This window comes from Streptococcus mitis (genome assembly GCF_047464035.1).
Lineage (GTDB): Bacteria > Bacillota > Bacilli > Lactobacillales > Streptococcaceae > Streptococcus > Streptococcus mitis_DX.
Genome location: NZ_JASHCQ010000012.1, coordinates 12286 through 34837 on the forward strand (window position 1 = coordinate 12286; position 22552 = coordinate 34837).

A 22552-nucleotide genomic window follows, 5' to 3' on the forward strand; every position below is an offset into this window, starting at 1 on the left:
TGAAATAAGAACATCTTTCGTTTCACTTCCTACGACTTTTTAGATAAAGATAGCCAAAGAAGCTTTCATAGAGGGCAAAAAAGAGGAGGAAGGCATGAAGGAAAAAGGTCTCTGGCAAAATCAGAATAACAGGATCCTTGGCTGGGTCAAAAAGCCAGGTATCATCTCCCACAAAGAGAATTTGATGGAAAAGAGTAAAGAATTGGTCAAAACCAATCAAAACTCCCCCAAGACCAATCAGCACAGGCAAGACTACTAGAGTCAAAAGCCCCTTACTGAATAGAGATAAAAAGCCCTTTTTCACAATCCCTTTGACAAAGACGTAAAAACTTGGCAGTGTCACTAGGGCTACTAGCTGAACCAAGTGAAAGAGATTTTTGACCACCGCAAAGTGGTGCAGACCAGCTGCTGACGAACGAAAATCAGGCATCTGCAAGACCTGGCTAAAAGGATTGGTAAGATAATTCATCAAGATATGAAAATTGTATTGAATAGTTTCTGGTTTTAGATAAACTCGATTCGTTAGGTGCAACCACTGAATCTCCATAGGATAGAAGACCCAAGCCAGATAAATGGTCAGAAGGATAGAAAGCGAGAGGAGAAAGAGCATAGAGCTCCAAAAGGTCAGTTTAGTTTTCATCAAAATCCCACTCCGCAAGACTAGAAACCACATGAGTCGGTGCGATTGGCAGGTCTGCTACTTCTTCTGCCTTGGTAAAACCTGTCGTCACCAAAAGCGTTGGAATACCATTGTCAATCCCAGCCCGGATATCAGTCAGGTAGTTATCTCCGACCATGATTAACTCTTCACGTTCCAAACCTAAGTGCTCAACCGCCTTGTCCATAATAATGGCATTTGGTTTTCCAATATAAACAGGCTTCACTCGTGTTGCTACTTCAAGAAGCGTAATCAGTGAACCAGCACCTGGCAAAAGACCGCGTTCTGTCGGGATGTTGAGGTCAGGATTGGTTCCGATAAAATGAGCTCCCTTTTGGATAGCAAGAGTTGCTGTCGCAAATTTTTCATAATCAACTTGCCAGTCCAGGCCTACTACCACATAGGCAGGATTTTCCTTGTCTTCGACATAACCAGCCGCCTTAATGGCTTCCTTAAGCCCTGCTTCTCCGATGACATAGACCGTCTTTTCAAGCCCCAAGTCATTCATATAGTCGATAGTGGCCAAAGTCGCTGTGTAGACAGTCGATAGGGGCGTATCGATATTAAAATTCTGAGCCAACATTTCTTGAACACTCTCTGGAGTACGGGTTGTATTGTTGGTCACAAAGAGATAGGGAATGTCCCGCTTTTGCAATTCATGGATAAAAGCCTCCCCTGCTGGGATTCTGTCTTTACCCTTATAAATAGTTCCGTCTAAATCAATTAAATAGCCTTTATATTTCATATTTTCTCTAATCCTTTTTCATTTCTTGCCAAGTAATCATAGCTTGGGCATTGGTAGCCCCGTCGCTTGTAATCTCATGCTTGCTTTCCAGTCCAGTCCGTTCAACAGCCGATGTAATAACCCCACCTGGTCGAACTTCCTTGACATACTTGAGGTTGATTCTCTTGGGAATATATTGGGTCAAAAAGTCCGCTCCCATGACCTCAAAAATCCAGTCCAGATACTTACTGTTATTAACATGACCATTCATATCCAAGTCGTAAAAACGGACATGGTAATCCTTGCTGATTGGCTCGTTCAAGGACTCATACTTTGGTCCGCGGATAAGTTTTTTATCAAAATCAGACTGGTAAGGAGCCACAATCTCAGGTTCGACAGCATGGACTTTTCGACTATCTCGGTCCATCAGAACAAAAGTCGCTATCATGTGGATGAGTTCCTGACCTGCTTCATCATAAATGGTAAAGCGACGGTAGCAAAAGAGTCGATTGTAGCTCAGGGCTTCCGTTTCAATAGTGATTTCTTCCGCAAAGCGAGGCAAACGAACCACCTCAATATCATAGTCTGTGATAATCCAGACCAGATTATAGTCTTCCAAAATGGCCTTATCACTAACTCCCAACTCAATCGACTGCATCCCTGAAACTTGCAGGGATAACAAAATCACATCTGGAAGTTTAATATGACCATTCATATCAGCCATATCAAAAGGAATTTTCATTTTCATTTGATAAGTTAAGCCCATCTTCCTACTCCAAAATAAATCGTTCTGCTACGGTGTCTCCCAAAAAGAGACCTCTTTTTGTCATGCGCACGCGGTCACCCTCTATTTGCATGAGACCTTGTTGAACCAAGTCTCTGACAATTTCTCCATAAAGTCCATCAAAAGACCGACCAAATTTTTCCTCAAATCGCGCCATGGAAACCCCTGATTTCTTGCGGAGACCTAGGAACATTTCTTCTTCCATTTGCTCCTTTTGACTCAGGTGCTCTTCTGTGATCCGAGCATTGCCTTCCTCAACCGCATTGAGATAATGACGAATGGGACCATGATTTTTATAACGAACACCATTGACATAACCAGATGCCCCAGCACCGATGCCATAGTATTCGGCATTGTCCCAGTACATGAGATTGTGGCGACTTTCAAAACCAGGCTTGGAGAAATTGGAAATTTCATAATGCTCAAAACCTGCTCGCTCCAGCTCTGCGATGATATACTCAAACATCTCAGCCTCAAGTTCCTCCTTAGGCAGAGGCAATTTCCCTCGTCGCATACGGTTCATAAAGACCGTATGATTTTCCAAAATCAAACTATACAAACTCATATGGGGAATATCCAGCCCAATGGCCTTAGCCACATTGTCCTTAACTTGCTCCATAGTCTGACCAGGCAGTGCATAAATCAAGTCAATAGAGATATTGTCAAAACCAGCCAGTTTCAGGCGGTCGATATTTTCATAAATGTCCTTCTCCAAATGACTGCGCCCAATCTTTTTCAGCATTTTGTTATCAAAAGTTTGCACACCTAGCGAAACACGATTGACAGCCGAGTTTTTCAAAACAGCTATCTTATCTGCATCCAAATCGCCTGGGTTGGCCTCAATGGTCAACTCTTCCAAGACTGACAAATCTAGATTTTTAGTCAAGCCATTTAAGAGCACCTCTAATTGCGGTGCTGACAAAGCCGTTGGCGTCCCACCACCGATGTAAAGGGTTCGTAACTTTTGAATGTCATAAGAACGAAACTCTTCCAGCAAATGCTCCAAATAACTATCTACCGGCTGATTCTTGATAAAAACTTTTGAAAAGTCACAGTAATAACAAATCTGGGTACAAAATGGGATGTGCACATAGGCTGACGTTGGTTTTTTCTGCATAGTAATTATTATACCACAAAGACAGGCTACGAGAAAAAAATCACCATCCCCAGATACATAGTCCGTCCAGAGATGGTGATGGTTTATTCTTCTGTTATGTCAATAACAATCTCTTCTGATTCATCAAGAGTTTCAGCCTTTTCTTGCCATTGCTCCTTGAGATTATTGAATCGATCTTTTGATGCTTCTGTCGCTTGACGAGCACATGATTTGGCTTGAGCAAGGACACTGTCCACAGTGATTTCACCTGACTCAACCTGTTCTTTGGTTTTAAGAACAAAATCTGTAGCCTGCTCCTTGACTTCTGTCAGTTTTCCACAGACCTGCTCCTTGGCATACTCAGGATCTTCTCTCAAATCATCTAGAAAATCTTGAGCCTGACTGCAAACTTGTTTGCCCTTGTCGCTTGTTAAAAACAAGGCGAGAGCTGCACCTGAAACGGTTCCTAAAAGGATTGAGGATAGTTTACCCATAAGAATTCTCCTTTTTTATTTTTTGAAAAATTTACTTGCTACACGAAGAGCTGACAAACTTGCACCAGTCTTAAGTGTTTTTGAACCAGCTGAAGAAGCTTTCTTGCTCAAGACACGCGCATGGTCATTGAGGTCTGAAACAGATAGAGATAAATCTGCCACTGCACTAAAGAGTGGATCAATCGTTGCCACCTTGACATTGATATCATCTGCCAAGACATTGACCTTAGCCAGCAATTCATTGGTATGATGCAAGGTCACATCCACATCTGAAGTCAAGGTTTTAATCGTCTTCTCTGTTTCATCGATAACACGTCCAAGCTTTTGTACAGTAATGATTAAATACACTAAAAATACAATCAAAGCAAGGGCTACAAGAATATATGCAACTTCTAACATTTAGTTTTCCTCCTCTGAAATATAGTAAGGGGCCTTCTTTCGATTTTGATATAGAACGATAAAAATACCCAGTCCGATAAGAACAACTGATAGCCATTGAGACACTCGAAGGCCAAAGAACATGAGGCTATCTGTTCGCATGCCTTCGATGACCATACGACCGAAACCATACCAAATCAAGTAAAAGGCAGTGATATGACCTCGTCTGAGACTCTTCCATTTTCGTCTCAATATCAAAATCAAGGCAAAGCCAAGTAGATTCCAAAGAGACTCATAAAGGAAGGTCGGCTGACGGTAGCTCCCTTCAATATACATCTGGTCACGGATAAAGCCAGGTAGATAATCCAGATTATCCACTGCTGCACCATAGGCTTCTTGGTTAAAGAAATTGCCCCAGCGACCCAAACTTTGGGCAATCATGACGCTTGGCGCCGCAATGTCTAGAAAATCCCAAGTATTGATGAGTTTGCGATCAGCAAAGATATAGAGCACAAGGGCACCAGTTATCAAACCACCGTAAATGGCCAAACCACCATTCCAAATGGCAAAAATTTCTCCCAAATTCTGACTATAGTAATCAAAACGGAAAATAACATAATAGAGACGTGCTCCTAAAATAGCCAATGGAAAGGCTATCAAGATGAAATCTAAAATATCGTCTGGTATAATCTTCTTTCTAGGCGCTTCTTTCATGGTCAAATAAACCGCAAGAATCAAGCCTGTTACAATACACAAGGCATACCAACGAATAGCTAGAGGGCCTAGATGAATAGCAATTGGATCAAGCATTAGGCACCTCGTTTTGAGCAATGAGGTTTGTCAAACGTTCTTCGAACAAACGAGTCGCATCAAAGCCCATTTCCTTGGCACGATAATTCATGGCAGCAGCCTCAATCACAACAGAGATATTACGACCTGTTTTAACCGGGATGCGGATACGCGGAATAGATACACCAGAAATTTCAATTTCCTCTGCATTGTTTCCAAGACGGTCAAAAGTCTTATGCGTATCGTAATTTTCCAAGTAAACAGCCAACTGGACTTGTGAAGAATCCTTGACGGCACTGGCACCGTAGAGACTCATAACATCGATAATCCCAACCCCACGAATTTCAATCAAGTGTCTCAAGATTTCAGCCGGTTCACCCCAAAGAGTAATCTCATCCTTAGCAAAGATATCGACCCGGTCATCAGCTACCAAGCGGTGACCACGTTTGACAAGCTCTAGACCTGTCTCACTCTTACCGATGCCACTATCGCCCTGAATCAAGACACCCATACCATAGATATCCATCAAGACACCGTGCACACTGGTACGTTCTGCCAAACGTGAATCCAGATAACTAGATAACTCTCCAGACAATCGACTGGTCGCCGTACGGCTAGTTAAAATAGCAATCTTACATTCTCTAGCTGCCTTTAGCATCTCCTCAGGAACCACCAAACCACGAGCAACAATAACCGCAGGTGTCTCAGGTAGAAACATTTTTTTCAAGACTTGGTAACGGTTGTGAGAGGACATCGAAACGAGATAGGACCACTCCTTCATTCCCAAAAGTTGAATCCGCTCAGGCGTATAATAGTCAAAATAGCCCGTCATTTCAAGACCAGGTCGCGTAATGTCCGCGGTATTAATTTCCTTTTCAAGTAATTCTGGTTCGCCATAGACAATGTCTAGTCTAAGCTTTTCAATCACTTCTTTTACTAAAACCGACATCATTTCCTCCTTCAATCGAGTTCTTTTTACTATTATATCAAATTGTCCTTAGAAGTTTCAGATTTTTGCAGGCTTTGAAGTATTTATTTATACTCAATGAAAATCAAAGAGCAAACTAGGAAACTAGCCGCAGGTTGCTCAAAACACTGTTTTGAGGTTGTAGATGAAACTGACGAAGTCAGTAACATATATACGGCAAGGCGACGTTGACGTGGTTTGAAGAGATTTTCGAAGAGTATTAAAAGAAAAAAGACTAGATTTCTCCAGCCTTTCATTTCTAATTAGAATTTTTTACGTTTACGAGCTGCTTCTGATTTACGTTTACGTTTTACAGAAGGTTTTTCATAGAATTCACGTTTGCGTGTTTCTTGAAGAGTACCAGCTTTAGTAACCGCACGTTTGAAACGACGAAGTGCGTCGTCAAGAGATTCATTCTTACGTACTACTGTTTTAGACATTTTTTTCACTCCCTTCAAGTTCAAGATCTATTCTATTTTACACGTAAAAGGAATAATTGTCAAGAAAAAATCCGGTTTAATTTTGATTTTTTTGCCATTTATACAAGAGTTTAAAGCACTCAGATAGAAGAAACTGAAGGGTTTCGTTTTTTATTTTTCAAGTAGGCTGAGCGCTTCAGCATCTGCGATGATCGTCACATCAGGGTGATTTTGGAGGCTACTTGCTGGGAGATTCTCAGTCACTGGGCCAGACACTGTTCCGGCAATGGCTTCTGCTTTCGACTCACCATAAGCAAAGAGAATAATTGACTTGGCATCCAAGATGTTTTTAATTCCCATTGAAATGGCTTGAGTTGGAACGTCTTCAATCTTGTCAAAAAAGCGCGCATTGGCTTCAATAGTAGACTGGTCAAGCTCTACCAGATGCGTTTGACTGTCAAATGGAGTACCAGGTTCATTAAATCCGATATGTCCATTGCGACCGATTCCCAAGATTTGGAGGTCAACTGGATGGTCAGCCAAAATTTGGTTGTAGCGTTCAACTTCAGCTTCAGCATTGTCCTTAACCCCACGAGGCAAGAAACTTTCTTTAAATGGTTTTTGGTTAAACAAGTTTTCTTGCATGAAGTAACGGTAAGACTGTGGATTATCTCCATCAAGTCCTACATACTCATCAAGGTTGACACTGGTTAAATTTGAAAAATCAAGGTCACTCTCAACAATTTCCTTGTAAAATTCAAGTGGGCTACTTCCTGTAGCAAGTCCTAGGGTTTGAGCTCCATTGGCCAATTTTTCCTTCAAAATCTCAAAAGCAACTTTTCCACCCTCGATTTGGTTTTCAACTTTAATAACTTTCATCTTTTTATCCTCCGTTTCAATCTATATTTATTATATGGTATAGACCAATTTTTGTCAAGTGAAAACGATTTAATTTTCAAAAAAAGAGCGACTATACTTGAAACATGTTATAATGGATAAGATTAGAACTTAGAAAGAATGAACAGAAATATGAATACAGCTGATTTTGATTTCCACTTGCCTGAGGAATTGATTGCCCAAACACCCCTTGAAAAACGAGATGCCTCTAAACTCCTTATCGTCAATCGTGAGACGGGAGAAATGCAGGATAAACACTTCCACTCTATTATTGATATGCTGGAACCTGGTGATGCTCTTGTCATGAACGATACCCGCGTTCTCCCTGCCCGCCTCTATGGTCAAAAGGAAGAAACTGGAGGTCATGTGGAACTGCTCCTACTCAAAAACATTAGTGGTGATGAGTGGGAAGTTCTGGCTAAACCTGCCAAACGCCTCAAGGTCGGTACTCGTGTCAACTTTGGTGATGGCCGTCTCAGCGCTATCGTTACGGAAGAATTGACTCACGGGGGCCGCATTGTCCGCTTTGAATACCAAGGAATTTTCCTAGAAGTCTTGGAAAGTCTGGGAGAAATGCCGCTACCACCTTATATCCACGAAAAATTGGATGACCGTGAACGCTATCAAACGGTCTACGCTAAAGAAAGTGGCTCTGCTGCAGCACCGACTGCTGGTCTTCACTTCACCAAAGAACTGCTGGCAGAAATCCAAGCTAAGGGTGTTCATCTAGTCTATCTAACTCTTCATGTCGGACTCGGAACATTTAGACCTGTCTCTGTGGACAATTTGGACGAACACGAAATGCACTCAGAATTCTACCAACTTTCTGAGGAAGCTGCTGCCACCCTTCGCTCTGTTAAGGAAAATGGTGGTCGCGTCATCGCTGTCGGAACCACTTCTATCCGCACCTTGGAGACTATTGGTTCCAAGTTTGATGGACAAATACAAGCAGATTCTGGCTGGACCAATATCTTTATCAAACCTGGCTATGAATGGAAGGTTGTAGATGCCTTTTCAACCAATTTCCACCTTCCAAAATCAACTCTGGTCATGTTGGTTTCTGCCTTTGCTGGCCGTGAATTAGTCTTAGATGCCTACCACCATGCCATCCAAGAACACTACCGCTTCTTTAGTTTTGGCGATGCCATGTTTATCTATTAATTTTCACAATCAAAAAGCGCATATTATCAGGCACTAAAACCTTGATAGTATGCGCTTTTGTAATAGATAAATAGTTAATCTTTATTAAAGCTCGGATCTTTCAAACTCTGAACACTAGCATTGATCACCGCGCCTAGGATAACAATTTTAGCAATCAAGATAAACCAAAACATCATAACAACAAGAAGAACGGAACCTAAAATTCGGACATCCACTAAATGATGGACATAGTAATTGAGATAACTAGAAAACAGAGTTAGTAGAACTAAAATCACTAAGAGAACAAAGGCACTGCCTGGTAGGGTATAACTAAGTTTCCTGTTAGATAGATTGGGAAGAAAATAATAAAGCATGACCAAGATAGCAAAGAGGAGGGCGTAAGTCAGAGGACCTGCTAAACCTTGTAAAGCCTGATAGATAATGCCATCTTTTGTCCAATAATGAGCAAGTAAATCCAAAATCATCTGCCCAAATAAGCTCAAAAACAAGGCAAACGCAAAGAGAAGCTGCAAACCAAAACTGACTAGGAGACTTACCATCTGATGGGAAATAAGTCCACGACTCTTTTCGACGCCATAAGCCTTGTTAAAAGCTTTTTGCAAGAAATTCATAGATTTTGAAAAACTCCATAACGCCGATAAAACAGAAAAACTCAATAAACCTGTTGAAGGTTGGGTCAAGACTTCTCTGGCTATTTTTTCCACACCTTCATAGAGGCTTGGGGGCAGGACGTCTTTCATAAAGTCCAGAAATTCTCCCACAGGAATCTGAAAATAAGGCAGGATATTGACCACCACCAAAAGCAGGGGGAAAATTGAAATCAACCAATAGTAGGCTACTGCGACACTGGTCAACTCACTATCTGATGCTTGATAATAATGTAAAAAAGCTTTTAATAAAGGCTTGTCTATCAGCTCTTTCCACCACTTTTTCATGTCACACTCCTTCACTTATAATCTTATACTCAATGAAAATCAAATAGCAAACTAGGAAGCTAGCCGCAGGTTGCTCAAAGCCCTGCTTTGAGGTTGTAGATGAAACTGACGAAGTCAGTCACATATATAATCCAAGGCGACGCTGACGTGGTTTGAAGAGATTTTCGAAGAGTATTAACTAATTTCTTCTTACCAATTCCACCATATCATAAGGCAGGGTATTGGCAGCTTCCTTCAGAGAATAGTTCTCTAAGTTATTGACATTTTGTCGTAACTTCTTGGCATACTTGGTCGTAATCAATCGTTTTTCTTCGTATTCGAAAATCAACTTACGCTCCAGATAATATCCTCTCAGCATTTCATCAATATTGTTGGGTTTGACACGATTGATAACCCGTTCGACAAAGGCACCACTGGTGATGATAGCTGTTTCACGAAGACGAGACTCCTGCATAAAACTAATCAAAGAGCGTCTATAGACCCCCTTCAGGTTTTCCAAACTTTCAATAATCATCTCTGTATTGGCCAGATAGAGCTCTGCAATTTGGTCATAATCAAGAGCACGGAGACGGCTTTTCTCCTTGTCCTTCCAGCTACGGAAGGTCTTTCCGAGAGTAAAAATTTCATGAAGGAGAAAACGTAAAATCCTCAAGGAAACAAGGAAATAATAGGTCAATCGTGACGCAAATTTACGATTGATGCCTCGTTCTATATTTTTCAGATAACGTTGGTAAACTCGGTAAGCACGATTGCTAATGTTTCCCTCTTCATAGGTCTGTTCCAATCCATCACTTTCAATACTAAGAATCAAGAGTTTCAAAGCAGCCCAGTCTTCTTGAGCCCCCTTATTTTCTTGACTCAGGATGAGATTTTCAATACGTCCATGGTAATTGTCAATAGCCGCATAGAGGGGAAGTTTATTTTTAGTGTCTTCCAACTCTTTTTCCAACTCTAGCGTTACTTCATTCAAAATGGCGATATGCATGAGATAGTCCTTGCTTTCTTCCTGTTCATCAGAAAGATGAGGCAGGACCAAGAGACCTGTTAAAAAGCTGACAAGCGTCACCCCTGCGACAAGGAAAAGTAAGAGAGGATATTCCTGTTCTAGATTACTTGGTATCAGAAGAATTGTAGCAATAGACACGGTTCCCTTAACACCTGAGAAGGTCAAGAGAAGCATGTCCTTCATATATTTATTCAACTTTTTCTTGAGACGTCTAGTCCTATAGGCATAATAGCCATAAATCATGACAAAACGAATAGCAAAGAGGACAAAGGTAAGGGCTATAAGAGATACCAATAACAGTAAGGGATTATAGATTGGATTGGTCAAGATAGGCTCTGCTATCATTTCCAACTCCATCCCTAAAATCACAAAGACGGAACCGTTGAGCATAAAGTTCACTGTGTGCCAGACCGTCTCGGTCACCGTATCCACTTGGGCTTCGAGGAGCGTAATTTTCTTAAAACGGCTTGCCTTTAAAATCCCAGCAACTACAACGGCAATAATCCCTGAAACGTGGACTTCTTCTGCCAGGAAGAAGGTTATCAAGGGCAAACTCAATTCCAGAAGGAGCTCACTAGCAATATCTGTTGCTCTCACACTTAGCAAGAAGCTATGGAGGAAACGGTTGGTCATGGCTGTTAAAAAGCCAATCAAAAAACCGCCTAGAATTGAAAAGATGAGCGAACTACTAGCTTGCCCAAGGGAAAAGGCTCCAGTTGTCCAGGCTGTCAAGGCTACCTGAAAGGCAACCAAACCTGATGCATCATTCAAGAGTCCTTCACCCTTAAGGATATTGGACACACGCTTAGGAAAGCTAAAACGCTCCGAAAGAGAAGCAAAAGCCACCAAGTCCGTAGGCCCAAGGGCTGCCCCAACAGCCAAACAAGCTGCCAAGGGAAGGCTGAGCCAAAGAAGATGGGCCAAGCCACCCAAACTCAAAGTAGAGATAAAAATCACTGGAAATATGAGATAGACAATGATTCGCCAGTGTTTTAAAATAGCTGTAATATCTGCTTCTTCCGACTCTCGGAAAAGCAAGGGCCCGATAACCAGTGCCAAAAACAACTCCGTATTGAGATGAAAGTCGGTATTGGGTAAAAAAAGACCAATCACAATTCCCAAAAGAATTTGCACCAAAGGAAGAGGCAAAAAGGGCAGGAGTTTATTGGTTGTACTTGAGACAATCAAAAACAGTAAAAATAGGATTAAGTAAATCAGTAATTCCACGCACATCCTCCTTAATCTTTTTTACAGCAGGATTCAAAAATCTCCTTCTGCTCTTTGATTTTTTGGTCAATCTTGGAACAATCTTTGTGCTCAATTTTTCTCTGGCACCGTTCCATTTCAAGAGCAACTAATTTTTTCTTGATTTTAAGCATTTTTTTGCTCATATGCGCTTGGTCTAGCACACCCACCGCTCGTTCGTGGTGGGTTGACTCAACAAAATTCTGGCGCATGGCATCCAGCTTTTCACGTAGGTATTGTTTATCCATGTCTATATCTCTCTAATTTTTCAATCATCACTAAAAATGGTGGGTTGTTGACTTGATTCAGGGTTCGGTAAATGGCAGCTGTGTACTCTTGTTGGCTCAACTGGCTAACAAAATCCAAGACAGCATCTTTCTCGAGGGCGCCTCCTTCATGACCATAGTAGATCATGATAGCAATTCGTCCACCTTTGACAAGTAAGCCACACAGCTTTTCTAATGCTTCGATCGTTGTCTGAGGTCGGGTAATGACAGACTTATCAGCTGACGGCAGATAGCCCAGATTAAAAATCCCTGCCTTGGCTTCTGTCACAAACTGGGCCAGTGTCTCATGACCTTGCAAGATTAATTGGGCATTTGTCATTCCAGCCTGGTCCAAACGCTTTTGCGTCTTTTCTAAGGCTTGCTCCTGAATGTCAAAGGCATAGACTTTCTTGGCTAGCTTGGCTAAAAAAAGGGTATCGTGGCCATTTCCCATAGTCGCATCTACTACGATATCCTCTTTTGTCACTACCTCAGCCAAAAAATCATGTGCCATCTCAAGTGGTCTTTTCATTTTCAAACTCCTGTTTTACAGCCTTGCATCCTTGAACACTTCCGCGACGTCGCATCTCCATCTCAATGCTGTTGAGGACTTCCCATTTATTGAGGCTCCACATAGGACCAATCAGCATATCTCTAGGTGCATCTCCTGTAATTCGATGGATGACGATATGCTTGGGAATGATTTCCAGTTGGTCACAGATGACCTTGACATATTCGTCCTGACTCATCAGTTGTAAACGTCCCTCGTGGTAATCTCGTTGCATACGCGTATTGGTCATCAGGTGAAGCAAGTGCAGTTTAATTCCTTGAATATCGTTATCCGTAACACAGCGGCGGACATTTTCAATCATCATCTCATGGGTTTCACCAGGAAGTCCATTGATCAGATGGGAAACAATCTCAATCTTTGGATACTTTCTCAAACGCTTGACCGTTTCCACGTACAATTCATAGGAATGGGCACGGTTAATCAGGTCAGAAGTTGTTTCATAAGTGGTCTGCAATCCCAATTCAACCGTCACATGCATGCGTTTCGACAACTCAGCCAAATACTCGATAGTTTCGTCTGGTAAACAGTCTGGGCGCGTTCCAATATTGATTCCGACCACACCTGGCTCATTGATAGCCTGCTCATAGCGCTCTCGGATGACTTCCACCTTTTCATGGGTGTTGGTAAAATTTTGAAAATAAACCAGATACTTCTGAACATCCGGCCACTTACGGTGCATAAAGTCAATTTCCTTATAAAATTGCTCACGGATAGGCGCGTCCGGTGCTACGATAGCATCTCCAGAACCTGAAACCGTACAAAAAGTACAGCCTCCATGAGCCACAGTCCCATCACGATTCGGACAGTCAAACCCCGCATCAATAGGGACTTTAAAGGTCTTTTCTCCAAATAGTTTTCGATAATAATCATTCAAGGTATTATAAGATTTCATAACTTTCATTATAACAGAAAACATCTACAATCTCAAAAGCCTGACTTTCCTATAAATTCCTCTGTTTCTCGTTTCCTTTAGCGATTTTTTATGATACAATATGGATATGATTTTAATGAAATTAGCATCTATTTTATTATTGATACTGACCTTAGTAGTCTGCATTATCATAACCAAACTTTTTAGATTAAAAAAACTAGGACGAAACTTTGCGGATTTAGCTTTTCCAGTCTTGGTATTTGAGTACTACCTAATCACAGCTAAAACCTTTACCCATAATTTCCTCCCTAGACTAGGCCTAGCCCTCTCACTCCTAGCCATTATTCTCGTTTTTTTCTTCCTTTTGAAAAAACGCAGCTTTTACTATCCTAAATTCATCAAATTCTTCTGGCGTGCAGGATTCTTAGTAACCCTTGTCATGTATATCGAGATGATTGTTGAATTGATGGCTCAGAAATAAAAAACTAAATCGAAAACACCTCAATCAAACTAAATACAGTGATTGAAGTGTTTTTTCTTTATATCTTTTTTAATAATTCTTATACTCAATGAAAATCAAAAAGCAAACTAGAACGCTAGCCGCAGGTTGCTCAAAACACTGTTTTGAGGTTGTAGATAGAACTGACGAAGTCAGCTCAAAGTACTGCTTTGAGGTTGTAGATGAAACTGACGAAGTCAATAACCATACATACGGCAAAGCAAAGCTGACGTGGTTTGAAGAGATTTTCGAAGAGTATTATTTCCCTTCTTTATCAGGAAAGATAAATCCAATACCTACACAAGCTAGGACGCCTGCACCAATTACTAGACCACTTGAAATTGGCAAAAGGTTCAAAATTGCATTTGCGATGATGAAGGCAATAATCAAACACATCAGACTAGCCTTGTAGTCTTTTTTCAAAAGATTCTCTATAGTGAAAAAGAGGAACAGGCCTACCGGAATCAGGGCCCAGAGGTTGACATCCAAACTTGGCCAGCCAACAGAACCAAAATACACTACTGTCACTGCTGCTATTAAAAATACAATCCCCAATAATTTTTTCATTTCTTTATCTCCAATTTCGTTTTTAGAAACTTGAACCATCTGGTATCGACGCCTCACGTCCCTTACACCAATCATTATAGCAGAGGTCAGTTTCAAGAACAAGTTCTTTTGCCTATCTGGTCTCTATATCGGTCTAAGTGGTTGAACAGTTAAAAGAAAGAGGCTGAGGGAAAAACTACCTCCCAAATGAAAAGGAATTAAGCAACCAAACGCTACTTAATTCCTTGAAATTATCTCATCACCTCTATTAGCCTTTAAATTGTGATAGACTCTATTTGCTAATCAATATTTGTCAATATTAACCCTTTCAATCAATTCATTAGTTATCGAAACTAAGTCCATTAATAAAGCCTAAAAGAGTATCAATAGTAAAGTAAACTAAATAATTGAGTTATAAATGGCTATTTTCACAAAACTGTTTCATCATCACGCTATCTCAGTACATAAACCATTTTTTCATCTATAGCTTTGGTCTTAATCTTGATCTTTTTTCTTCAATCCAAGAAATGCACCTACGGTAAACATTATTCCAGCAATGAATGGTGTAAAACCTTCTCTAACTGTTCCGGTTTTTGGCAATCTATCAGAATTGTTAGTATCCGATTTACTATCGATATTGGTATGTTTATTAGCTATATTCTCTGGTTCATTAAGATAAACTTCCTTCTTATTTTCAAAGTTTTTATCATTTTTATCAGGAACTGTAGCTGTAACATCCTTAGTTGAATCAGATCTTTGACTTTCATCTAATTGACTATAATTTACTTGTACAGGAACTGTAGTTTTAACATCTTTAGTTGAATCAGATTTGTGTGAATGATTTTCTCTTTGTAAATCCTCTTTTCTATTACTTTGATTTAATTGACTAGGATTTGTCTGTGGGTTATCTTTCTTTTTGGATACATCAAAAGTAGGTTTATTTTCCTCTTCCTTTTTCTCCTCTATTTTCTTGAATACAGGTTTTATAAGGGTATCTTTTGATAAATTAAGAACATAACCAGCATCTTTTTTCCCTTCGACACCAGAAATTTCCCAGCCATCAAATTGATATCCTTTTTCTAATTCACCCTCATAGACAGGTAAAATGAAATCTTCTTCCGACACTATCGTTGAACTCATTTCTTTTCCATTTTGAATGGTCACAGTCACCGTATGAGGTTTTAATTCGCTCACCTCTCCCGTATCTTTGTTTAAAATGAATTCTTTTACGGTTGTATTTCTTGCAAAATCTTTTACAACAATCTTAATGTTTAGTGTCTTATCTGTTAGTTGTTTAATATCATCAAATGATTTGTATTCTTTTCCATTTACATAAATATGTTTGTCTTGAATCTCACCATCGAATCCATTATTTCTTTTATCATTGATATTAAAGACTACAGATTTTCCGTCAGCATATTCAATACTAGTATTTCCCTTAGGATCAATGTTTACTTCTGGTTTAACATTATCATATAAAAATTGATAGTGTACTCCAACCGCTTTCGCATTCAAATCGCTATAGCCAGTTTTAAGATAAACATTTCCATCCATATCTGTTACCTTATCTGGGAATCCGTTTGCTTTATAGTCTTTCATTCCCCAGTCCATGATGTCACCGTCTTTAACATTAAGCTTAATGTTAAAATCTCTAGTGTTATCAATATGTAAATCTCCGTAGATTAAATAATTATCTACAACCGATTCATTAACTCTCAACTCCCAGTTAAAACCACCCTTATCAGAAATCTTACCTCTTAAATAGAATTCTGGATTTCGTACATAAATTTTATTATATTTAGATGGATTAAAGTAGTTCTTGTCCATTGAAAGGTTTACTGGTTTTGCATCAATAAATAACGTAGAGCCATCTTCTTTTATAGCCTCTACATTGGACTTATCCTCTCCAGTGTACTCTTTACCATCCTTACCAAATAATACCAGTTTAGAAGGATCTGTTACAAGATTTCCATCTTTATCGATTGCCTCCCCTTTATCGTTCATTTTAAAGGTAAACACTTGATATCTTACAATGTTAAAGCCGTCCAAAGCCGACATTAATACAGCTTGAGTACTTCTTCCATCTTCAACATTTCTACTATCAGTATAAATTATTTTTTCTGAAAGGACTCTTAGATTAGGATTGGTCTTTTGTATTTTTGCTATATCTTCCTTGCTATAGACTCCATTTCCTTCTAACATATCCGTTTTTCCAGGATTATAGGTAGTCACTTTTAGTGCATAGCCTTTTCTTAGAATGATGTTGTCTTTTAACAGATATTGTTGTTTTTCTGAATCAGAATAGATTTTACCAGATTCCATGTCCGTTAAATTGTTTGGTTTGTTTTTTGAAAGATCTCCTTCTCCTAATTCTATTACATTCCCATAACTTGATGCATACGGATATTCTGTCTTAGTTTCCTTATTTTTTTCAGGCATTCTAATCTTCGTTTCAGCTTTTATCTGATCATCATCTTTCACAAAGAATCTCATATCTCCTGAAAAAGCTAATCCATCCACAATATCATTAATATTAGCGTATAAATCAAATGTCATCGTTTTTGAGTGGGAATCATACTTGGTCGTTTTGATTTCTATAGATTTATAATTATTTCCATAATATACCTTGGCATTTTTAGAAACATTACTTATCTTTCCAAGAATTTCAAAGTGTCCATTTTTAGACGGGATTAGAACACCATAAATTTTTGATTTGATTTCGTCAAGTTTTTCAGTTTCATATTCTAAGGCACTACCATCGTCATAAGCAATGATATTTCCCTTATCATCGTATTTATAATCGTATTCTTCTGTCCTCTTACCAGTTTCACTTGTAAAGTCATCAACTTCTCTAAATTTCTTTTTAATGAGTTTCTTTAAGTCTTTGCTTTCGAAATCTCTAATTGTTGAAATGGCTTTATTGATAGTAAAGCTAGATTTTTCTTCGGTAGCATCTTCATTTTCATGATGATGTTCTACCTCAGTTGTCTCTTTGTTGAGGCTATCATCTTTAACATTTTTTAAATTCTTAAATTTAGATTCAGGAATTTCTCCAAGCTTTTGGTATTTAGATGAATCTTGATCAGGATCTACGAGATAATAGGAAATCATTCCTTTTTCATCAGCATGATCAGCAAATTTAATTCTATGAATCTTTGTGAAATTGCTAGAGCCATCTAATGCAATTACTTCAATGATTTTTCCTCTTAAATCTCCCGCACCATTAATTTCATAAATGGTATTTCCGTCTTTGTCAAGTTTCCTATTTCTTCCTTGACCCTCACCTGCATAAGTTACTTCAAGATTTTTCTCAACCTCTCCGTCTTCATTAACAAGAGCGGCGCCAGCATACCAAACTTCGTTTGCAATCTCATCAAATTTTTCAGGATGTTCTTTTTGATCTCTCGCAAATAGCGTTTCATTCTTATACTGATCTTTTACCTTATGATAAGTATCCTTTGTGATCAGCTTAATTTTTTCAGGATTTGAAAAATCAACCGAAACAATCTTAGGGGCTGTGTTATCAATTTTTACTGGAATATAGGAAACCTGCCATGGATAATCTTTAGTTAATCTATATTTAAATTTATAGAAATATTGACCTTCTGCAATCGGTTCAAACTGACCTCTTATCCTAGTAGCTGGATCTTGGTTATCCTTACTCTCTGGTGCATTTTCTTCTCTACCTCTAGGGTTATAAATGAGTCCATCCCATTTCAAGTCACCCCAAACTTTTAGTTTAGAAGATTTGATTCCCTTTGCATCATTTCTCTTAGAGTTTAAAATTCCTTTAATAAAGTGTTCCCTCGAAATGACTTTTAAGTCGATTTGATTTTCTCCCTCTTTATTTGTATTTACTATTGAAATCAATCCTTCTTCTGCACTTCTTAATACAAGTGGAGAAGGGGTTAATCCTCTTTCAAGTTGAGCATCTTGAGGATTTCCATTTGAATCTAAAGGATAAATTTTAGCAATATTAGAACCACTTGATGAGGGTGCGTTGATCCCTTCGTTATTGAAAGCAAATAATTCTGGATTTTGATCTAGAGATGTTGTATTTTTATCTTTTCTATTTTGTATAACTCCTGCTGGATTAAATTTATCTATACCATGCTCTCCACCAATTCCCTTATTTAAGGTTCCTGGAATTTTTGGTTTACCATCATCATCATAACCTTCCATTGTTTTTGATTTTGAACCCTCTTCCCAGGCCCATTTATCAAGGATTGGTTCCTTATTCCAATCCCCAGCAAATCCCATTAAAGGCATCGATAAAGAAGGTTGGAAATTTGTTTTCTTCCCATTGGAGTTTAGAGCTTCCATTTCTTCCACTGACTCAAAATGAATAAATGATTCTACAAATTTATTTTTATTTTTAGCCTCTCCAACGTTTATAACCGCATTCAAATCAAAGCTAGAATTTGGGCTTATAGTGAAAGTATCATGCTCAAATGTGATATTTGCTCCTTTGATTTTTTCTGGGTGGATTTCTGGAACAATTTGCTTCCCATCTGGAGATTTTTCATCTTTGTATGTTTCATCCAGTTTTAGTCTATCAGTTAGAGAATCTGTAGTTATCGCTGATGCTGAAACTTTAAAGGTTAAAGGTCTGTTTGATGTATTGTGAAGCTTAATTGTAAAGTATTTTTTATCTCCTTTTATTTCTTTAAGAGAAACAGAACCATAAGAGTTTACCAAACCTTTAGAATCCGTGTTTTTAAAAGTAGCTACAACTTCATTTCTCAAAGCATTGGCCACATTAATTAGCCCTGCTCCCTGTTGTCTAGGTGATGCAAAGTATTGACTTTTTTCTTTCCAAGACGTTGCATCCATCATAGGCCGTGCAGTATTTTGTAGGGCTATTTTTGTAAGACTTGTAAGGTCTATTTTGTCATCTCCCTTAAGATTTTTCAAGGCAGGTCTTTCAAGCATTTCCTTTAACTTTGGTCTAATCAAAACAGTAGAAGCTGCCACGATTGGAGTTGCCATACTAGTCCCTGACATATAACCATAAGTTGATTTCCCATTAATGACATTGAGAGTGGATTTAATATTTTTACCAGGTGCTGAAACATCCGGTTTTAAAAGTAAATCTGTTCTCGGTCCCCAAGATGTGGATCCTGCTGGAACGATGATATCTTCTTTATACAATTCTTTGTCTGTGTCAGGTGCAAACTTAAAGTCAATCTCTTTTTCATCACCTACATTCGGTTTATTAGAATTATAGCTGGCCATATCAATTGGATAGTATTGCTCCAATTTATCTTTAAAATCTTCTTTATTATTCCTTTTAACCTCAGTTTTTTTATCAGGGTTAATCATGTTCCATAGCTTTACACCATCATCTCCTGAAATTGAAAATACTTGACTAGTAGTTCCTTCATCCTCCTCATATCCCATAGCTGGAAGCTCTGTCCAATTATCTCTATTGTAGTAATTTACAGTATTTACAACCATAATGCCACGTGCGCCCTTATCCGTAGCTCTTTTAAAAGCATCTTTTAAATCCTTGGTATAAATTCTATCCATTACTGCAATTTTGCCCTTAAGATCCAATCCTATCAAATCTTGATCTTGACCCTTGCCTATATATACAAATTTCAATTTATCAGGAGCTTTTGATCCATCTTCATTTGTTGTGATTTTATTCTTATCGAAAAAGGCCCCTATATTTCTGTATTTAAAATTTTCTCCACCTATGTTAACTTTATCAAACTCAACTGTTTGATTTTTAGCAGATGCGACTGCTATCGCATCTTCATGTGCTGCAGTTCGTGTTACATTTCCAGTGTCGGTCATTTTCAGATTATTATTTGCCACTAAATCCCATGAAGAACTTGAAGCAGAAGTCGCATAGTTACCTGTAGCTACAACCATTGGAATGCCTGCTTTTCTTAATGCTCTAATAGCTTCCCAATATTTCTCACCTACAAGACCTGTTCCTGTAAAACCAGATGATACCGAAACAACATCGACATTGTGTTTAATGGAATCTTCAATAGCATGAAACATTGTTTCATCTCCTGCGAAGCCAGATCCTGCGTCAGAGTACATTTTATAAGAGAAGATCTGTGCATTAGGCGCAATTCCATCTATTCCGTTAAAGTTTTTAATATCTTTTTCAGTATCATTTCCCGCAAGAATCCCTGCAATATGCATCCCATGTGGATCAAAATAATCGCTTCCATCATCAGCTTTTTCTACAGTAATTTTACCACCATTATAATAATTGAAAGCATGAGGAATTTTATCACTCAACCAATAATTTTTATCAGTACCTTTTAAGTCTTCTTTTTTGAATCTCATTGAGCCTTTAGCATCATCATCAATCCTCATGGCCTTATGCCTATAATCTGTCCCGGTATCGATATTTGAAATGACCATACCTCTACCATCAAAATTTTTACCAAATGGAGCATTGATAGATTTTAGGTAATCAATTGCCTCTTCAACTCCAATTTCCTTCCTAGCATGATTCATCATTGGCTGGACTTTTTGTGATCGTTCAACCGATGAGATACCTTCTATTAATTTAATTTTGTCCAGATTATCTGGAGTTGTTTCTATTGCAACACCATTAAAAACCGTATCATAAGTATATAAAACTTTTGTATCCTTAAGATTGGATAATTCCTTGATTGCTTTTTCTCCAGATTCCTTATCTTTAAATTCAGCAATATAGACAAGTTTATCCTCTTTTTGGGGACTTTCTGGGTCTTTACTTGCAGACGAGTCCACTTTATCTTCTTTGGGTTGATTGGAATCTTCTTTGATTTTTTCTTCGTTGCTAGTGTTATTGTCTATCACAGATTCCTTACTAACAACTTCTTTTTCCTCAATAACTGTTGTTTTCTTCTCTTCAGTATTCTTGGAAGTTTCTATAGCATTATGAATATTTTCATGTTTTTCTTTATTTTCTGCTTCCTTATTTACTACTACTTTTTCTTTATCAGAGATATTTAAAGCATCTTCAGAGCTAGATGTGTCTGCTAAAATTACCTCATTAGGGACATATGCTGCTAAAATAATGGCAGCTGTGGTTAATGACAATACTGTACTTTTTTTCATTTTAATTCCTTACATATTTATTTAACTTCCAATAGATAGTAAACTTTAACTTTGCTAGCCTTTGTTATAAAAAGTTTTACTAAGTATTATCTAGGAAATAGAGTAGTACATTTATATATAATTGTTAGCTCTCTGAAAAATAGTATATCAATTAAAAAATTTTAAGTCAAGAAAAATTAATACAGGTTAATTTATTTTTTAACATATGTTAAAAATCAAGTCAAAAAGTTTCGTAGTTAACTGGGATACATTATAAGCACATTCACACCATCAAAAATAGTAGCAATCAAGTTGAACCACTACCACAATCGCAAAGACCTACATAATTGATGAAATATCATCACTATTAAAAAAAAGCCTGTCCTGAGACAAGGCTTTGATATTCTATTATTTACGAACCCGCACTTTCGTAGGCATCTAAGCCCCTATCCCAAAGTTTAAGGGAAATGACAAAGAAAACCAGAGAAATCAACATCAAACCTCCGATGTTAAAGATTACATCCTTGTCCTGCAAGAAATAGCTGGCAGGATAGTAGGCCGTAAAGGCAAAAGGTACAATAAAACTGATTAACCAACGAAGAAATGAATTATAAATTGAAATGGGATACTTGGCAAAATCATTAAACATATAGAAAATGTAAATCATTGCTCCTGACTGCTTGGTCCAAAAAGCGATGCTGGCTGTCGCGATTTTCAAGGAAGTATAAATCAAGGTCGCAAAAGGAATACAAACTAGGAAAAGCAGGAATTTGGGAAGCGTCCAAGCAATACTTGATACTGTTGTCGCTAGTAAAATACCACCGACCAAGAGCTCGCCCAAGGCATCAATCTGAAAGGTCTCAACGAGTATATGGAAGAGCGGATTGATAGGACGAGTCAGATACTTGTCAAACTCCCCTTTTCGGACTAGGCGTTGCCCTAGCGCCCAGAGATTGTCAAAAAAGAGATGATCCAATCCCTTGGGAATCAAAGAAAATCCATAGATAAAGGCGATTTCTTGAAAAGTCCAACCTTCTAGGGATGGAATATGTTGAAAAATGACATTGAGAAATAAGAGGTTCAAGCCTTGAGTTAGAAAAACTCCCAGCACACCAACCACAAAATCCACCTTGTATTCCATGATTTGTTTGATGTATTGTCTGATAAAAATCAGATGCATGCGTTGATATTTTTTCATA

20 protein-coding genes are annotated in these 22552 nt (G+C 38.5%); 2 read left to right on the forward strand and 18 right to left on the reverse strand.

Annotated elements, in window-relative coordinates; genetic code table 11:
• Positions 1-22 precede the first annotated feature (22 nt).
• The 10 genes from QM818_RS05265 to QM818_RS05310 all read right to left on the reverse strand — a co-directional run bounded on the left by QM818_RS05265 (position 23) and on the right by QM818_RS05310 (position 7188).
• The gene (locus QM818_RS05265; protein ID WP_261081001.1) at positions 23-640 is read right to left on the reverse strand and encodes a TIGR01906 family membrane protein; all 618 of its coding nucleotides are present in this window, start codon (positions 638-640) and stop codon (positions 23-25) included.
• Entirely contained in the window at positions 630-1403 is a 774-nt protein-coding gene (locus tag QM818_RS05270) for a TIGR01457 family HAD-type hydrolase (protein ID WP_261081002.1), read from the reverse strand. The genes QM818_RS05265 and QM818_RS05270 overlap by 11 nt, the downstream gene beginning before the upstream one ends.
• 7 nt (positions 1404-1410) lie before the next feature.
• The gene (locus tag QM818_RS05275; protein ID WP_414299472.1) at positions 1411-2148 is read right to left on the reverse strand and encodes an acyl-ACP thioesterase domain-containing protein; all 738 of its coding nucleotides are present in this window, start codon (positions 2146-2148) and stop codon (positions 1411-1413) included.
• A 4-nt stretch (positions 2149-2152) separates the two neighbouring features.
• On the reverse strand, positions 2153-3283 hold the full coding sequence (gene hemW, locus QM818_RS05280) for a radical SAM family heme chaperone HemW (protein ID WP_049516050.1): 1131 nt from the start codon (positions 3281-3283) through the stop codon (positions 2153-2155).
• An 83-nt stretch (positions 3284-3366) separates the two neighbouring features.
• Positions 3367-3756: a YtxH domain-containing protein gene (locus tag QM818_RS05285; protein ID WP_023946290.1), complete on the reverse strand. Its 390-nt coding sequence runs from the start codon at positions 3754-3756 to the stop codon at positions 3367-3369.
• Between the two features lie 15 nt (positions 3757-3771).
• Positions 3772-4155 (reverse strand): DUF948 domain-containing protein, encoded by a 384-nt coding sequence (locus QM818_RS05290; RefSeq protein ID WP_000895044.1) that lies wholly within the window; start codon positions 4153-4155, stop codon positions 3772-3774.
• Complete coding sequence (gene lgt / locus QM818_RS05295; RefSeq protein ID WP_084929735.1) at positions 4156-4944, reverse strand: prolipoprotein diacylglyceryl transferase; 789 nt, start codon at positions 4942-4944, stop codon at positions 4156-4158. It abuts the gene before it with no gap.
• Entirely contained in the window at positions 4937-5872 is a 936-nt protein-coding gene (hprK, locus tag QM818_RS05300) for an HPr(Ser) kinase/phosphatase (RefSeq protein ID WP_185757736.1), read from the reverse strand. The genes lgt and hprK overlap by 8 nt, the downstream gene beginning before the upstream one ends.
• A 281-nt stretch (positions 5873-6153) precedes the next feature.
• Complete coding sequence (rpsU, locus tag QM818_RS05305; RefSeq protein ID WP_000048054.1) at positions 6154-6330, reverse strand: 30S ribosomal protein S21; 177 nt, start codon at positions 6328-6330, stop codon at positions 6154-6156.
• Between the two features lie 150 nt (positions 6331-6480).
• Complete coding sequence (locus tag QM818_RS05310) at positions 6481-7188, reverse strand: glucosamine-6-phosphate deaminase (RefSeq protein ID WP_049516047.1); 708 nt, start codon at positions 7186-7188, stop codon at positions 6481-6483.
• Positions 7189-7338: 150 nt separating this feature from the next.
• Here QM818_RS05310 and queA point away from each other — a divergent pair, with 150 nt between their 5' ends.
• Positions 7339-8367, forward strand: a complete 1029-nt coding sequence (gene queA, locus QM818_RS05315) for a tRNA preQ1(34) S-adenosylmethionine ribosyltransferase-isomerase QueA (protein WP_261043278.1) — start codon at positions 7339-7341, stop codon at positions 8365-8367.
• Between the two features lie 74 nt (positions 8368-8441).
• Here queA and QM818_RS05320 read toward each other — a convergent pair whose 3' ends face one another.
• From QM818_RS05320 to mnmL, 5 genes are all read right to left on the reverse strand, one after another.
• Positions 8442-9302: a YihY/virulence factor BrkB family protein gene (locus QM818_RS05320; protein ID WP_261081207.1), complete on the reverse strand. Its 861-nt coding sequence runs from the start codon at positions 9300-9302 to the stop codon at positions 8442-8444.
• Positions 9303-9480: 178 nt separating this feature from the next.
• Positions 9481-11535: a cation:proton antiporter gene (locus QM818_RS05325; protein ID WP_261081208.1), complete on the reverse strand. Its 2055-nt coding sequence runs from the start codon at positions 11533-11535 to the stop codon at positions 9481-9483.
• An 11-nt stretch (positions 11536-11546) separates the two neighbouring features.
• Positions 11547-11801 (reverse strand): hypothetical protein, encoded by a 255-nt coding sequence (locus QM818_RS05330; RefSeq protein ID WP_000361085.1) that lies wholly within the window; start codon positions 11799-11801, stop codon positions 11547-11549.
• Positions 11794-12351 carry a tRNA 5-(aminomethyl)-2-thiouridylate-methyltransferase MnmM gene (gene mnmM, locus QM818_RS05335; protein ID WP_261081209.1) on the reverse strand — a complete coding sequence of 186 codons (558 nt, stop codon included), beginning with the start codon at positions 12349-12351 and terminating at the stop codon, positions 11794-11796. The genes QM818_RS05330 and mnmM overlap by 8 nt, the downstream gene beginning before the upstream one ends.
• Positions 12335-13291 (reverse strand): tRNA modification radical SAM protein MnmL/YtqA, encoded by a 957-nt coding sequence (gene mnmL, locus QM818_RS05340; RefSeq protein ID WP_261081210.1) that lies wholly within the window; start codon positions 13289-13291, stop codon positions 12335-12337. Before mnmL ends, mnmM begins: the two co-directional genes overlap by 17 nt.
• Before the next feature lie 91 nt (positions 13292-13382).
• Here mnmL and QM818_RS05345 point away from each other — a divergent pair, with 91 nt between their 5' ends.
• Positions 13383-13742, forward strand: coding sequence for a DUF3397 family protein (locus QM818_RS05345; RefSeq protein ID WP_000367214.1), 360 nt, complete (start codon positions 13383-13385; stop codon positions 13740-13742).
• 276 nt (positions 13743-14018) lie between these two features.
• Here the strand turns inward: QM818_RS05345 and QM818_RS05350 are convergent, their stop codons facing one another.
• From QM818_RS05350 to QM818_RS05360, 3 genes are all read right to left on the reverse strand, one after another.
• Complete coding sequence (locus QM818_RS05350) at positions 14019-14327, reverse strand: hypothetical protein (protein WP_414299471.1); 309 nt, start codon at positions 14325-14327, stop codon at positions 14019-14021.
• 474 nt (positions 14328-14801) lie between these two features.
• Positions 14802-21374: a S8 family peptidase gene (locus tag QM818_RS05355; RefSeq protein ID WP_414300003.1), complete on the reverse strand. Its 6573-nt coding sequence runs from the start codon at positions 21372-21374 to the stop codon at positions 14802-14804.
• A 391-nt stretch (positions 21375-21765) separates the two neighbouring features.
• A complete protein-coding gene (locus tag QM818_RS05360; protein WP_414299469.1) occupies positions 21766-22551 on the reverse strand; it encodes an ABC transporter permease in 786 nt (261 codons plus the stop codon).
• Between the last annotated feature and the right edge of the window lies 1 nt (position 22552).

Coding starts and splice junctions, on each gene's coding strand:
- QM818_RS05355 (WP_414300003.1), bottom strand. CDS start 21,374: ATGAAAAAAAGTACAGTATTGTCATTAACCACAGCTGCCATTATTTTA.
- QM818_RS05330 (WP_000361085.1), bottom strand. CDS start 11,801: ATGGATAAACAATACCTACGTGAAAAGCTGGATGCCATGCGCCAGAAT.
- QM818_RS05285 (WP_023946290.1), bottom strand. CDS start 3,756: ATGGGTAAACTATCCTCAATCCTTTTAGGAACCGTTTCAGGTGCAGCT.
- mnmL (WP_261081210.1), bottom strand. CDS start 13,291: ATGAAAGTTATGAAATCTTATAATACCTTGAATGATTATTATCGAAAA.
- QM818_RS05275 (WP_414299472.1), bottom strand. CDS start 2,148: ATGGGCTTAACTTATCAAATGAAAATGAAAATTCCTTTTGATATGGCT.
- QM818_RS05270 (WP_261081002.1), bottom strand. CDS start 1,403: ATGAAATATAAAGGCTATTTAATTGATTTAGACGGAACTATTTATAAG.
- QM818_RS05265 (WP_261081001.1), bottom strand. CDS start 640: ATGAAAACTAAACTGACCTTTTGGAGCTCTATGCTCTTTCTCCTCTCG.
- QM818_RS05345 (WP_000367214.1), top strand. CDS start 13,383: ATGGATATGATTTTAATGAAATTAGCATCTATTTTATTATTGATACTG.
- hemW (WP_049516050.1), bottom strand. CDS start 3,283: ATGCAGAAAAAACCAACGTCAGCCTATGTGCACATCCCATTTTGTACC.
- mnmM (WP_261081209.1), bottom strand. CDS start 12,351: ATGAAAAGACCACTTGAGATGGCACATGATTTTTTGGCTGAGGTAGTG.
- lgt (WP_084929735.1), bottom strand. CDS start 4,944: ATGCTTGATCCAATTGCTATTCATCTAGGCCCTCTAGCTATTCGTTGG.
- QM818_RS05350 (WP_414299471.1), bottom strand. CDS start 14,327: ATGAAAAAATTATTGGGGATTGTATTTTTAATAGCAGCAGTGACAGTA.
- queA (WP_261043278.1), top strand. CDS start 7,339: ATGAATACAGCTGATTTTGATTTCCACTTGCCTGAGGAATTGATTGCC.
- QM818_RS05320 (WP_261081207.1), bottom strand. CDS start 9,302: ATGAAAAAGTGGTGGAAAGAGCTGATAGACAAGCCTTTATTAAAAGCT.
- QM818_RS05360 (WP_414299469.1), bottom strand. CDS start 22,551: ATGAAAAAATATCAACGCATGCATCTGATTTTTATCAGACAATACATC.
- hprK (WP_185757736.1), bottom strand. CDS start 5,872: ATGTCGGTTTTAGTAAAAGAAGTGATTGAAAAGCTTAGACTAGACATT.
- rpsU (WP_000048054.1), bottom strand. CDS start 6,330: ATGTCTAAAACAGTAGTACGTAAGAATGAATCTCTTGACGACGCACTT.
- QM818_RS05290 (WP_000895044.1), bottom strand. CDS start 4,155: ATGTTAGAAGTTGCATATATTCTTGTAGCCCTTGCTTTGATTGTATTT.
- QM818_RS05310 (WP_049516047.1), bottom strand. CDS start 7,188: ATGAAAGTTATTAAAGTTGAAAACCAAATCGAGGGTGGAAAAGTTGCT.